Origin of the sequence: Reyranella sp., assembly GCF_965279465.1 — a bacterium.
Taxonomy (GTDB): domain Bacteria; phylum Pseudomonadota; class Alphaproteobacteria; order Reyranellales; family Reyranellaceae; genus Reyranella.
The window spans coordinates 6,430,981-6,444,266 of the sequence record NZ_OZ257242.1 but is presented as its reverse complement, the minus strand read 5'-3'; the positions used below and the strand labels follow the sequence as shown (position 1 = coordinate 6,444,266).

Here is a 13,286-nt window from a genome sequence, read left to right as displayed (position 1 = left end):
CGAGCCAAGTCTTAGGTTGCTACGGACCTTTGAAGTCGTCACCGGTTAGCGTGGCAGAAGGCCCGCCGCCCGATAGCCTTCTATCAAGGTGTCATAGACGGCGATGTCCGCGCGGCTCCTCGCGATGAGCTGGGCTCCGGCGATAGCGGCGAAGATGGCGCGAGCCCGCTGGTCGACTGCCTTGTCCTCTACCGCTCCACCAGCTGCCAGCATTCGGCTCAGCCACGCTACATTGACGTCGGCGAAGGTCTTAATTTCTGCCCTCACCTGTTCGGGTAGGTCGTCATATTCGGCAGCCATGAAACTGCAGAGACAGATGCGATTACTGTTTTTGAGCGCTTGACGAAACGTATCGGGATAAAGGCGCAGACAGTCGAGCGGGTCCGAGATGTCAGCCGATATTGCATCGAGCGCAGCTGCCGTATCCTCCCAATAGCGCCGCGCCACCGCCGCGCCGAGATCGGCTTTGGTCGGAAAATGGTAATAGATGCTCGCGTGCTTGATGCCCACGTCTAGCGCGAGATCACGAAAGTTCAGGCCGCCATAGCCATGCGCCTGGGCCATTCGTCTACCCGCCGCCAGTATTTCTTCTTTCGCGTTCGAATTCATCGTCTCCCCCCACCTCAAGACGTCGCGATCCAAGCTACCTACCTACCACATGGCAGATTTCTATTGACCGACAAGTTCAGGCTTCTTAAACGCAATCCTACCAAGTGGTTGGTAGGATTGAGGCGATCATGAAAATCTACGATTGGCACACGGGACCCTACCCGGCGCGCGTTCGCATCGCCCTGGCGGAGAAGGGCCTGGGATCATGCGTCCGGTTCGAGTCCGTCGATCTCAGGAAGGGCGAGCACAAGACTGCCGGATTCCGGGCCAAGAACTATTCCGGGACGCTGCCGGTGCTTGAACTCGACGACGGGACTTTCATCGCCGAGTGCACGGCGATCACCGAATATCTCGACGCTCTGGATGGTACGCCCATACTGACCGGCGGCACGCCCCGCGAGAGGGGCGTGATCCACATGATGAGCAAGCGCGCTGAGCTGGAACTGCTCGACGCCGTCAGCGTCTATTTCCACCATGCCACGCCGGGGCTCGGTCCAGACGTCGAGATTTATCAGAACGCCGACTGGGGGCTGCGCCAGCGCGACAAGGCCATCAGCGGCATGCGCTATTTTGACGGCGTCTTGAGACTGCAGGAGTTTGTTGCCGGCGACAGCTTTTCTATGGCTGACATCACCGTCATCGGCGGTCTGATCTTTGCTGAACTCGTGAAACTGCCGGTTCCTGCGGACTGTAACGCCCTCCTGGCTTGGTACACGCGGATGCAGGAGCGTCCTAGCGTCCGTAACCGGGTGACGATGTCGAACGTGGTCGAAGCATCCACTTGAAAGGTTGCCTCGCTGCCATGGCACCCGCCGAGCAGCGCGCCATGGCCTGTGGATGCGAAAGCCTGCTTCCCACCCCGAGCAGACTATCGACATGTCCACTGTCGGCGCGAGCGACCGCGCTTGCCGACGCACTTCATCCTCGCCAGTTCAGGCGAAGAGTTGAGGCTTCCCCCGTGTGACGCAGGGCTATCCGGGAAAAATCGGAGAGAGGCATCGATTCCCCATTTGCCATGGGGAGGAGAAAGGCGGTGAAGGGGCGCGCTGCAGAGCTGTCCTACGATTCGGCGGGCGCGCGCAGCAGGGGTTGGGCTTCCTTCAGGCGGGTGTCGGCGAGTTCGCCGGCGGCTTCGAGGATTGGGTAGGCCACTGACGTGAGGTGGCCGTTGATGCGCTTGAGGTCGCGGATCACGTCGATGTGGATGGTGCTGGTCTCCATCGATTCCGGCCGACCCTCGCGCAGCCGCGCGAAATGGCTGTCGGCGGCCTTGGCCTCGATCTCACGGATCGCCGCCTTCTCTGCCGCCAGCCGGCGCGCGAGAGTGAGATCGCGCGTGGTGAAGACGTTGAGCGCCAGCCGCAGGTTCTCCAGCACGCGGGCATGAAAGGCCTTCAGGTCGGCCAGGCCCTCGGCCGAGAAGGTCAGCCTGTTCTTGGCCTTCTTGGCGGCGAGCTCCATCAGGTTCTTGTCGATGATGTCGCCGATATGCTCGAGGTTGGTCGTGAAGCTCAGGATCTCGATGTAGCGTCGGCCTTCGTCCTCGCTGAGCTCGGTTCTCGAGACTTGGACCAGATAGAGCTTGATCGCCTCGTAGAGGTGATCGACGACATTGTCGGCGGCCTCGATCGCGCGCGCGCCTTTCTGGTCGTTCTTCTCGAAGACCTCCATGGTCTGGTGCAGCATGTCGGAGACCCGATCGCCGAGATATAGCGTCTCGCGCGTCGCGCAGCCCAGCGCCTCGGCCGGCGTGTCGAGCACGTTCGGGTCGAGATGGCGCGGCTGGCTGAGGTCGTCCGTCGCGGGCTTGTCCGGCAGCAGCCGGCGGGCGAGAGCGGCCATCGGATCGATCAGCGGCAGGAAGACGACCGCTGCCACGAGGCTGAACAGCGAATGGAAGTTGACTGCGAGCCGCGCCGGAGCCGGATCGATCAGCGACAGCCAGTGCACCACGGGTCCGAGGAGCGGCAGGAAGGCAAGGCCGATCGCCACGCGCGTGATGAGGTTGGCGAGCGGCACGCGCCGCGCCGGCGGATTGGTCGACGACTGGTCCATGTAGGGTGCCAGCGCGCCACCGATATTGGCGCCGATCACCAGCGACAAAGCGAGCGGCGGATGGACGATGCCGCTGGCGGCAAACGACATCACCAGCAGGACAGTCGACAGGCTGGAATGGACGACCCAGGTCGCGAGCGCACCGAACAGCACGGCGATCACGTACTCATCCTGCAAGCCGGCGAGAGCGGCGATGAAAGACGGCGCGGTGCGCAGCGGCTCGGTGCCTGCCGTCAACAGCTGGAGCGACAGCAGCATCAGGCCGAGGCCGATCGCGACCCTGCCAAGGTGGCGCGGCTTGTCTTGATCGGTCGACAGGAACGAGATCACGCCAACGGCGATCATCAGCGGCGAGAGCCAGCTCAGGTCGAAAGACAGCACCTGTGAGGTGAGCGTCGTGCCGACATTGGCGCCCAGCATGACCGCGAGCGCGATCGGCAGCGCAATCAGGCCGCGGCCGGCGAAGGAGGCGAGGAGGAGGGCCGTTGCAGTACTCGACTGGAGCAGGCCCGTGAGGCCGAGCCCGCCGGCGAACGCGGTGAACCGGTTCTTCGAGCAGGCGCCGATCGCCCGCCGCAACGACGCGCCGAAGGCGCGCGTCAGCCCGGTGCGGACCATGCGCACACCCCACAGCAGCAGGGCAACGCTGCCGACGACGTTCAGGATGGTGTCGACGCCATGCATGCCCGGAACCTACGCCTCACCGTTGTGAGTGAGAATGTTTTTTACGATTTTGTTACAGTGCCGCGCGGGCGGCCTCATCCATGAACGCCCGCACCAGCGCGGTGCGTCGCCGCTCCTGCAGGCATACGGCATACTCTGCCACGGCGAGGTCTGCATCCGACACGGCAACCGGCCGGAAGCGCCGGTCGTCGCCCAGTTCGCTCGCAAAGATCGCGCCGACGCCGAAGCCTGCCGCCACCGCCTCGCGCACACCCTCGCGGGTCTGCACGTCGACGATCGAGCGTGGTCGGATATCGGCGGCCGCCATCGCTTGTTCAAGGACTTCGCGCGTGATCGAGCCGCGTTCGCGCAGTACCAGCTCCTGATCGGCGAGCGCTGCGAGCGGCGCGCTGCGCCGCTTCGCCAGCGCATGCCCGGCCGGCACGAACAGTACGAGGCGATCGGCCCGCAGGCGAATGGCATGGAGCCGCGGATCGGAGATCGACTTGGCCATCACTGCGACGTCGGCCTCGTGACGTAGCAGGCGCTCGAGCACGATGGCGGAGTTGTCGATCGACAAGGCGAAGGTGAGGGAGACAGAGCGCTTCCGCAGCGCCGCCATGATCGACACCACGTGGTGCGCGGAGTCGGCGGCGATCCGCAGATGGCCGCGCGTCAGGCTCTGCTCGCCCTCAAGCAGGGCCTGCGCCTCGTCCTGAACAGCGAACAGGCGGCTGGTGATGCCTTGCAGCTGACGGCCGGTCTCGGTCGGCACCACAGAGCGGCCGCGCCGGTCGAACAGGCGGATGCCGTAGGCTTTCTCCAGCGCCGTGACCTGACCCGAAAGATTGGGCTGGCTCAAGCCGGAGTCGCGCGCAGCCGCGGAGAACGAGCCGGACTCGGCGACGAGGTGAAAGGCGCGGAGCTGGCTGGGTGTCATATAATCTAAACCGATACTTAACATCTAGATTATATACTGGACGGATAGCCGAGGCGAGCCGATCATTCACCCATGCCTATTGCAAGTATTGCCGCCTCCGAAACCGGCGATCCGCTGCTGCTGACGCCCGGCCCGCTCACCACCTCGGCCAGCGTGAAGCAGGCCATGGTCCATGACTGGGGCTCGCGTGACGCGGGCTTCGTCGCCATCAACAGGATGGTTCTGGAGAAGATCGTCGAGCTCGCCGGCGGGGAGGGCACGCACGTCACCGTGCCGGTGCAGGGCTCGGGCACCTTCGCCGTCGAGGCGATGATCACGACCTTCGTGCCGAAGAGCGGCAAGCTTCTCGTGCTGATCAACGGCGCCTACGGCCAGCGCGCCAGGAAGATTGCCGAGATTGCCGGTCGCGCCGTCGTCGTCCACGAGACGCCGGAGGACCGGCCGCCGGATATTGCCGCCCTCGATGCGCTGCTGTCGGCCGATCCGGACATCACACACGTCTTCGCCGTCCATTGCGAGACGACGTCGGGCATACTGAACCCGATCGAGGATGTCGCGCGTCTTGCGGCGGGGCATGGGCGCCGGCTGCTGGTCGATTCCATGAGTGCCTTCGGGGCACTCGAGATCGACGCGCGCAAGGTGCAGTACGATGCGCTCGCGGCCTCCTCGAACAAGTGCCTCGAGGGCGTTCCGGGGCTGGGTTTCGTGGTCTGCCGCAAGACGGCGCTGGCCGAATGCAAAGGCAACGCGACGACGCTCGTGCTCGACCTCTTCGACCAGGCCGAGGGCTTCGCGAAGACCGGCCAGTATCGCTTCACGCCGCCGATCCACGTCATCGTGGCGCTTGGAAAGGCGATCGAGGAGCATGCCGCCGAGGGCGGTGTGGCCGGACGCGGCAGGCGCTATCGGGAGAACGCGAAGGTTCTGATCGACGGCATGCGCGCCCTCGGTTTTCGCACCCTGCTCGGCGAGAAGCTCCAGGCGCCGATCATCGTCACCTTCCACATGCCGAGCGATCCGAAATTCGTCTTCCAGCGTTTCTATGACGGGCTCAAGGATCGCGGTTACGTGATCTACCCGGGAAAGCTCACGGTGGCGGATTCTTTCCGAATGGGCTGCATCGGCCGGCTCTATCCCAAGGACATGAGGGGCGCGCTCGCCGCGGTACGCGACGTCCTGGAAGAAATGCGGGTCAACAATGGCGGCCCCGCCCTAGCAGCGGAGTAGCAACATGGCGCCCGACAGCATCAATGCCATCGGTCGAGAAATCGAGGTGAACGGACGGTCCTACAGGCTGCCGCGGCAGCCGACCGTCGTGGTCTGCATCGACGGTTCGGAGCCTGGCTACATCGAGGCCGCCGTCGACGCCGGCCGTGCGCCGTGGTTCTCCAGGGTGCTGAAGAGCGGTACCAACCTGATCGCTGACTGCGTCGTGCCGTCCTTTACCAACCCCAACAACCTCTCGATCGTCACCGGCCGGCCGCCAGCGGTGCATGGCATCAGCGGTAACTACTTTCTCGATCCCGATACGGGCAGGGAAGTGATGATGAACGATCCGAAGTTCTTGCGGGTCGAGACACTGTTCCCGGCATTCCAGCGGGCCGGCTGCCGCATCGCCGTCGTGACCGCCAAGGACAAGCTGCGCGGCCTGCTGGGCAAAGGGCTCGAGCTGGCGCCGGACAAGGCCTGTAGCTTCTCGTCGGAGAAGTCGGACAAGGCGAGCCTCGCCGAGAACGGCATCGAGGACGTGAACGCGCTGGTCGGCATGCCGGTGCCGGAGGTCTACAGCGCCGGGCTGTCGGAGTTCGTCTTCGCCGCGGGCGTCAGGCTGATGGAACGCGACCGGCCGGAGATCATGTATCTCTCGACTACGGACTACATCCAGCACAAGCACGCGCCCGGCACGCCGGTCGCCAACGACTTCTACGCCATGATGGACGGCTACATGGCGAAGCTCGATGCGATGGGCTGCACCATCGTGCTCACCGCCGACCATGGCATGAACGCCAAGTTCGATGCCAACAGCCAGCCCGACGTGATCTACCTGCAGGACCTGTTCGACGGCTGGGTCGGCAAGGACAAGGCACGGGTCATCCTGCCAATCACCGATCCCTATGTCGTGCACCATGGCGCGCTCGGCTCCTACGCGGTCGTCTATTGCGACCGGCCGGGGGAGTGGGCGGCCAGGCTGAAGGCAATGCCGGGGATCGAGGTGGCGCTCACCAAGGAGGAGGCGGCGAAGCGCTTCGAGCTGCCGGCCGATCGCCTCGGCGATCTCGTCGTCGTCTCGACCAAGCACAAGGTGCTGGGCACCTCGGCGGCGCGGCACGATCTGTCGGGCCTGACCGAGCCGCTGCGCAGCCACGGCGGCATCTCCGAGCAGCACGTGCCGCTGATCTGCAATCGCACGCTCTCGGCGCCGGCCAATGGCCGGCATTGGCGCAACTTCGACGCCTTCGACCTCGCCCTCAACCTCGTCGCCTAGAAAGACCGTCTCATGGACACGATGATCCGGACCGAGGTGCGCCACGAGCATCTGCGCATCGCCAGCAGGAAGGTCGAAACCGGTGCGCGGCTGGAAGTGCGCTATCCCTGGGATAACCGGCTGGTCGGCACCGTGCCGCGCGCCACACCGGAGCTGGTCGCCGAGGCGTTCCAGATTGCGCACGCCTACAAGCCCAAGCTGACGCGCTATCAACGCCAGAAGATCCTGCTGAAGACCGCCGAACTGCTGGTTTCGTGCAAGGACGAGCTGTCGCGCCTGATCACGCTGGAGTCCGGCCTCTGCCTGAAGGATTCGCTCTATGAGGTCGGCCGCGCCTACGACGTCTTCACCTTCGCGGGCCAGCTCTGCCTGATGGATGACGGCCAGACCTTCTCGTGCGACCTCACCCCGCACGGCAAGCCGCGCAAGATCTTCACCCTGCGCCAGCCGTTGAACGCCATCTCGGCGATCACGCCGTTCAACCATCCGCTCAACATGGTGGCGCACAAGCTGGCGCCCGCCATCGCCACCAACAACTGCGTCGTGCTGAAGCCGACCGAGCTCACGCCGCTCACCGCGCTTTTCCTGGCCGACACGCTGTACGAGGCCGGCCTGCCGCCGCAGATGCTGTCGGTGATCACCGGCAATCCGTCCGACATCGGCGACGCGATGATCGTCGATCCGCGCGCCGACCTGATCACCTTCACCGGCTCGGTGCGGGTCGGCAAGTACATCGCCGAGAAGGCGGGATACAAGCGCATCGTGCTCGAGCTCGGCGGCAACGATCCGCTGATCGTCATGGAGGACGCCGATCTCGACAAGGCAGCGGACCTCGCCGTCGCCGGCGCCACCAAGAACTCCGGCCAGCGCTGCACGGCGGTGAAGCGCATCATCGTCGTCGACAAGGTCGCCGATGCCTTCGTCGAGCGGGTGCTCGCCAAGGCGAAGACGCTGAAGGCGGGCGATCCGCTCGATCCCGAGACCGATGTTGGCACCGTGATCCACGAGCGCGCGGCGACGCTGTTCCAGAACCGCGTCAGCGAGGCGGTCGCCAGGCACGGGGCGAAGCTGCTGCACGGCAACGACCGGCAGGGCGCGCTGTTTCCCCCTACCGTCGTCGACCATGTCGATCCTTCCTGTGAGCTGGTGCGCGAGGAGACCTTCGGTCCGGCGATCCCGATCATCCGCGTGAAGGACATCGCCCACGCCATCCAGGTATCGAACGGCACGGCCTACGGCCTGTCGTCCGGCGTCTGCACGGACCGTCTCGACTACATCACCCGCTTCGTCGACGAGCTGCAGGTCGGCACCGTCAATATTTGGGAAGTGCCGGGCTACCGCATCGAGATGTCGCCGTTCGGCGGGATCAAGGATTCCGGCCTCGGCTACAAGGAAGGCGTGCTGGAGGCGATGAAGAGCTTCACCAACGTCAAGACCTGGTCGTTGCCCTGGCCGGGGTAGGCCGTGTTGTTTAGCCGGCCGTTGAAAAGCGCGGTACGGGTGAGGTCGCGAACTGTCTCGTTTTGGCATCGACTGCCGGTCGCTCCAGCGCAGGCGCGCGACGCTCCGGCTGGGCGAGGTCGACGGCGCTGTCGATGAGAGGACACGAAACCTTGTGGAGCTTGCAATGGCTCCTTGCAAAAGGCGTGTGAAGCGCCCACATACCAATCGTCGATAGACGGACTGATGATATGGCCGCGCCGCGCATCTCGCGCACTACAAAGTGTCCGCCAGCGACTTGATCCCGAAAATCAATGCGAGTTCGACCGTTGCCCTTCGCCCAAAGCGAATAGCGGCAGCGTGCATATCTACATCTGATTAATGAAAGGGTTCTCCTCATGTCTATGGGAACCGTGAAGTGGTTTAACTCCGCCAAGGGCTTCGGCTTCATTCAGCCGGATGATGGCGGCAAGGACGCGTTCGTCCATATCAGCGCGGTGGAGCGCGCCGGCCTCGCTCACCTGGTCGAAGGCCAGAAGATCGAGTTTGAAATCGTATCGGACCGGCGCACCGGCAAGATGTCCGCCGACAATCTGAAGACGGTCGGCTGATTTAGGCGCCTTGCTCTCGTTTCGAGCTGACCACGGATGTACTGGCAGCCGAACGAAGACAAGGCCTCGCATCTTCAAGATGGCAAGTGCGGGGCTTTTCGCCGGATTGCTCATTGTCCGGCGGCAGAAGTGACGGCACCGGAACCTGCTCTGTGCAGATTCCGGTCGCCGGTCCTGCGGCTGACAGTCTCGCCTTCGTGAGTTCAGCATCATTTCCTTCATGTCTTAATGAACGCCGCGAAATATCGCGGCAAACACCCTTCTCGTTCTTCGCCGATCGAGATATCGCCATTCTGCGATACCGGAGTGGGATGTGAGCAGGCACGCTCCTCCGACCTCCGCTCTCTCATCTATCCACGACTCGTGATCTGCTGCAGTTGGTCTCATCTGGACCTGGAAGAGGCGGATAAAGATGGGGCGGCGAGCCAAGCTCGAGAATTCATCAGATAGCTCGCCTCGACTCCTCGACGTCGCTCGGCTCGGTGCACTTCAATTCATTCGGTACCCGACCACGCGCGGAAGTGTTGCTCCAGCGGGAGGTGAACCATGGCGACACGGATGAACGGAAGCTCGGCGTTCGGGCCCGGGGCGAAGTTCATGCTCACCAGGGGCGACGGCAGGCTGGGCGACCACCAGTTCAACAAGCACGTTCTGCATCACCGCTTCTGCCCGAGGTGCGGCATCGAGAGCTATGCCGAAGGCAAGGGGCCTGACGGCTCTGAGATGGTCGGCGTAAACCTGCGTTGTGTCGAAGGCGTCGATGTCGCTAAGCTCTCCCCCAAGCAGATCGACGGTCGCAGCCGATAGCGACCGGGCCAAGGGGGAAACAGCATGAGCGTCAGTCAGGCCGACAAGGCGAAGAAGTTACGCGCGCTGCACGAGGCGCCGGGCGCGTTCGTCATCGCCAATCCGTGGGATGCGGGCTCGGCGCGCCTGTTGGCCGGGCTCGGCTTCCAGGCGCTCGCCACGTCGAGCGGCGCCAAGGCAGGTGTGCTGGGCAAGCGCGACGGCAAGGTGACGCGCGAGGAGGCGCTGGCCAATGCGCGCGCCATCGCCGAAGCGGTCGACCTGCCGGTGATCGGCGATCTCGAGAAGGGCTTCGGCGATTCGCCCGACGCGGCGGCCGAGACCATCCGGCAGGCAGCAGTCGTCGGCCTTGTCGGCGGCTCGATCGAGGACGCCACCGGCAACAAGGATGCGCCGCTGTTCGATCTCGAGACGGCGGCCGTGCGAGTCAAGGCGGCGGTTCACGCCGCCCATGCGCTCTCGTTCCCGTTCGTGCTGACGGCGCGCGCGGAAGGCTTCCTGCGCGGCAAGCCCGATCTCGACGACGTGATCCGGCGCCTGCAGGCGTTCGAAGCGGCCGGCGCCGACGTGCTGATGGCGCCCGGCCTGCCCGATCTCGCGGCGGTGAAGAAGGTCACGAGCGCGCTGAAGAAGCCGTTCAACTTCATGGTCGGCATCAAGGGCAGGTCGTTCAGCAAGGCAGAACTCGAGGCCGCCGGCGTTAAGCGCATCAGCCTCGCCACGTCGCTCTACCGCGCCGCCATGACGGGGCTGCTCGAGGCTGCGAAGGAGGTGCACGACCACGGCACTTTCGGCTATCTCGACCGTTCGATGCCGACGCCGGAGCTGAATGCCTTCATGAAGGAATAGCCGATGTTCCATGGCTGGCGGGTGGTGGCGGCGTGCTTCGTCATCGCCGCCGTCGCCTGGGGCCTGGGGACTTTCGGCGCGAGCGTCTATCTGCAGGCGGTGACCGCTGCACACGGCTGGCCGATCGCCGACGTGGCCTTCGCCGTCACGCTGTTCTACCTCGTCAGCGCGCTGGTGCAGCGCTCGGTCGGCCGCGGCATCGATCGCTGGGGGCCGCGCCCGGTGCTCCTGTCGGGTGCGATCTCGATGGCGCTGGGCGTCTCGGCGATTGGGCTCATCGAGGCGCGATGGCAGCTCTACCCGTGCTTCGTGCTGATCGGGCTGGGTTGGGCCGCGCTGTCGACCACCGGCATTGCTGCGACCGTCGCGCCGTGGTTCGAGCGCCATCAGGGCCGGTCGATGGCGCTGGCCATAATGGGTGCGAGCGTCGGAGCGATCGTCGGCGTCCCGGCCCTCCAGCTCGCGATCCGGCGGTTCGGGCTCGAGCAGGGGCTACTGATCGTCGGTGCCGTCGCGGCGGTGCTGCTTCTGCCGCTGATCGCGCGCGTCCTGCGCTTCCGCCGGCCGGAGGAGATCGGGCTGCAACGCGATGGTCATGCCTCGCTCGACGAGCCGACGCCGGCTCCCGTCTCGCCCCCGATCGCAACCGCCGCCAACCGGCCAGTCCTGCTATGGAGCGCTGCTGCGGCCTTCGCCCTCGGGCTGGCGATGCAGATCGGCTTCATCACACATCATGTGACCTTGGCCCAGCCGCTGCTAGGGGTCGAGGGCGCGGGCTTCCTGGTCAGCGCCACCGGCGGCTCGGCCTTCATCGGCCGGCTTATCCTGGCACGCATCGTCGACGGCGTTTCGGTGCGCAAGCTCGCCTGCGTGGTGATGATCGCACAGGCGGCCGCGCTCCTGTCGCTCGCGCTCTGGCCGACGGCGCCGGTGCTGGTCGGCGCGTCGCTGGTCTACGGCTACGGCATCGGCCACATCACCACGCTTGGTCCGATCGTCGTGCGGCGCGAGTTCGGCGCCGCTGCATTCGGAGCGACCTACGGAGTCGCCGCGAGCGCGATCCAACTCGTCTCGGCCTTCGGCCCGGCCGCGATCGGCGTGCTGCGCGACAGCCTCGGCGGCTACCGGCCCGGCCTGGCCATCGCTTCCGCCGTCACGCTCATCGCCTGCGCCATCCTGTTCACGGGGGGACGCCTCGCGGCACGAAGCTGAGCCCTTTTTGCGCGTCACCTGCTAAAATCACGCTGTGGGTCGTATTGTCGGCCCTCTTGTGCAGTGCGAAAGGCGAGTTGCATCCGCCACCGGGTTCGGTCATCAACCCGTCATGGATACTCTCGTTCGTCCCACGGCCGCGGCGCAGGAAGCGGTCGAGCATTTCGATGTGCTGATCGTCGGCGCCGGGCTGTCCGGAATCGGCGCCGCGTGGCATTTGCAGGATCGCTGCCGCAGCAAGAGCTACGCCATCTTCGAAGGTCGCGAGGCGAGCGGCGGGACCTGGGATTTGTTCCGCTATCCCGGCGTCCGCTCGGATTCCGACATGTACACGCTGGGCTACCGCTTCCGGCCGTGGAAGGAAGCCAAGGCGATCGCCGACGGGCCGTCGATTCTGAAGTACATCCGCGAGGTCGCGAGTGATCACCGCATCGACGGCAATATCCGCTATCGCCATCGCGTCGTCGCCGCCTCGTGGTCGACGCCCGAGGCGCGCTGGACGGTCGAGGTCGAGCGCGGCGAGGCGCGCCAGCCGGCGCGCTTCACCTGCAATTTCCTGTGGATGTGCAGCGGCTACTACCGCACCGAGCAGGGCTACCTGCCGGAGTTCGCCGGCGTCGAGCGCTTCAAGGGCAGGATCGTCCATCCGCAGAAATGGACCGACGACATCGACTACGCCGGCAAGAAGGTCGTGGTGATCGGCAGTGGCGCCACGGCGGTGACCCTGGTGCCGGCGATGGCCGACAGCGGTGCCGCGCACGTCACCATGCTGCAGCGCTCGCCGACCTACATGGCGGTGCGGCCGTCGCAAGATCCGTTCGCGACCAGGATGCGCAAGCGCCTTCCGCTGAAGCTCGCCTATGCCGTCACGCGCTGGAAGAATGTGCTGTACGGCATGTACGTCTACCAGCTCTGCCGGCGCCAGCCGGAGAAGGTGAAGAGCGCGCTAGTGGGCTACGTGCGCCAGATGCTGGGGCCGGACTACGATGTCGGCAAGCATTTCACGCCGCGCTACAATCCATGGGATCAGCGGCTCTGCCTCGTGCCCGATGCCGATTTCTTCCGTGCGATCCGGCAGGGCAAGGTCTCGGTCGTCACCGACCACATCGATACCTTCACCGAGACCGGGATCCGGCTGAAGTCCGGCGAGGAACTCGAGGCCGACCTGGTCGTCACCGCGACCGGCCTCGTGCTGGTGCCGGTCGGCGGCGCGACGCTCACGGTCGACGGCGAGCCGGTCGATCTCGCCAAGCGATTCCTCTACAAGGGCATGATGTATTCCGACGTGCCGAACCTCGCGTCGGTGTTCGGCTACACCAATGCGTCGTGGACGCTGAAGGCCGATCTCGTATGCGAATACGTCTGCCGCCTGCTGAACCACATGGACCGCAAGGGGTTCCGCCAGTGCACGCCGCACAATAGCGATCCGTCGCTGCAGGAGGAGCCGTGGGTCAGCTTCTCCTCCGGCTACATCCAGCGCGCGCTGGCGCAGCAGCCGCGCCAAGGCTCGAAGCGGCCGTGGAAGCTGTACCAGAACTACGCGCTCGACCTGCTCAGCCTGCGCTTCGGCAAGCTGCGCGACCGGGCGATGACCTTCTCGCGCTAGGCGAGCGAA

General features: G+C 65.1%; 12 protein-coding genes. 9 read left to right on the top strand and 3 right to left on the bottom strand.

The window, feature by feature from the left end; translation table 11 throughout:
* Positions 1-45: 45 nt before the first annotated feature.
* A complete protein-coding gene (locus ACQY8M_RS31260) occupies positions 46-609 on the bottom strand; it encodes a TetR/AcrR family transcriptional regulator (protein WP_428664414.1) in 564 nt (187 codons plus the stop codon).
* Between the two features lie 128 nt (positions 610-737).
* Here ACQY8M_RS31260 and ACQY8M_RS31255 point away from each other — a divergent pair, with 128 nt between their 5' ends.
* Positions 738-1,394: a glutathione S-transferase gene (locus ACQY8M_RS31255; protein WP_428664412.1), complete on the top strand. Its 657-nt coding sequence runs from the start codon at positions 738-740 to the stop codon at positions 1,392-1,394.
* 274 nt (positions 1,395-1,668) lie between these two features.
* Here ACQY8M_RS31255 and ACQY8M_RS31250 read toward each other — a convergent pair whose 3' ends face one another.
* Together ACQY8M_RS31250 and ACQY8M_RS31245 are read right to left on the bottom strand one after the other, a co-directional pair.
* Positions 1,669-3,348, bottom strand: coding sequence for a Na/Pi cotransporter family protein (locus ACQY8M_RS31250; RefSeq protein WP_428664409.1), 1,680 nt, complete (start codon positions 3,346-3,348; stop codon positions 1,669-1,671).
* Between the two features lie 52 nt (positions 3,349-3,400).
* A complete protein-coding gene (locus ACQY8M_RS31245; protein WP_428664406.1) occupies positions 3,401-4,267 on the bottom strand; it encodes a LysR substrate-binding domain-containing protein in 867 nt (288 codons plus the stop codon).
* A gap of 72 nt (positions 4,268-4,339) precedes the next feature.
* Here ACQY8M_RS31245 and ACQY8M_RS31240 point away from each other — a divergent pair, with 72 nt between their 5' ends.
* The 8 genes from ACQY8M_RS31240 (at position 4,340) to ACQY8M_RS31205 (ending at position 13,277) form a co-directional block, all read left to right on the top strand.
* The gene (locus ACQY8M_RS31240) at positions 4,340-5,494 is read left to right on the top strand and encodes a 2-aminoethylphosphonate--pyruvate transaminase (RefSeq protein ID WP_428664403.1); all 1,155 of its coding nucleotides are present in this window, start codon (positions 4,340-4,342) and stop codon (positions 5,492-5,494) included.
* A gap of 19 nt (positions 5,495-5,513) precedes the next feature.
* Positions 5,514-6,752, top strand: a complete 1,239-nt coding sequence (gene phnA / locus ACQY8M_RS31235) for a phosphonoacetate hydrolase (RefSeq protein WP_428675550.1) — start codon at positions 5,514-5,516, stop codon at positions 6,750-6,752.
* Between the two features lie 12 nt (positions 6,753-6,764).
* Positions 6,765-8,213, top strand: a complete 1,449-nt coding sequence (phnY, locus tag ACQY8M_RS31230; protein ID WP_428664400.1) for a phosphonoacetaldehyde dehydrogenase — start codon at positions 6,765-6,767, stop codon at positions 8,211-8,213.
* 377 nt (positions 8,214-8,590) lie between these two features.
* The gene (locus tag ACQY8M_RS31225) at positions 8,591-8,803 is read left to right on the top strand and encodes a cold-shock protein (RefSeq protein WP_428664397.1); all 213 of its coding nucleotides are present in this window, start codon (positions 8,591-8,593) and stop codon (positions 8,801-8,803) included.
* A gap of 546 nt (positions 8,804-9,349) precedes the next feature.
* Positions 9,350-9,610, top strand: a complete 261-nt coding sequence (locus ACQY8M_RS31220) for a GFA family protein (RefSeq protein ID WP_428664393.1) — start codon at positions 9,350-9,352, stop codon at positions 9,608-9,610.
* Positions 9,611-9,634: 24 nt separating this feature from the next.
* Positions 9,635-10,459 carry an isocitrate lyase/PEP mutase family protein gene (locus ACQY8M_RS31215; RefSeq protein ID WP_428664391.1) on the top strand — a complete coding sequence of 275 codons (825 nt, stop codon included), beginning with the start codon at positions 9,635-9,637 and terminating at the stop codon, positions 10,457-10,459.
* A gap of 3 nt (positions 10,460-10,462) precedes the next feature.
* Positions 10,463-11,671 carry an MFS transporter gene (locus tag ACQY8M_RS31210; RefSeq protein WP_428664388.1) on the top strand — a complete coding sequence of 403 codons (1,209 nt, stop codon included), beginning with the start codon at positions 10,463-10,465 and terminating at the stop codon, positions 11,669-11,671.
* A gap of 112 nt (positions 11,672-11,783) precedes the next feature.
* Entirely contained in the window at positions 11,784-13,277 is a 1,494-nt protein-coding gene (locus ACQY8M_RS31205) for a flavin-containing monooxygenase (protein ID WP_428664386.1), read from the top strand.
* Positions 13,278-13,286 lie beyond the last annotated feature (9 nt).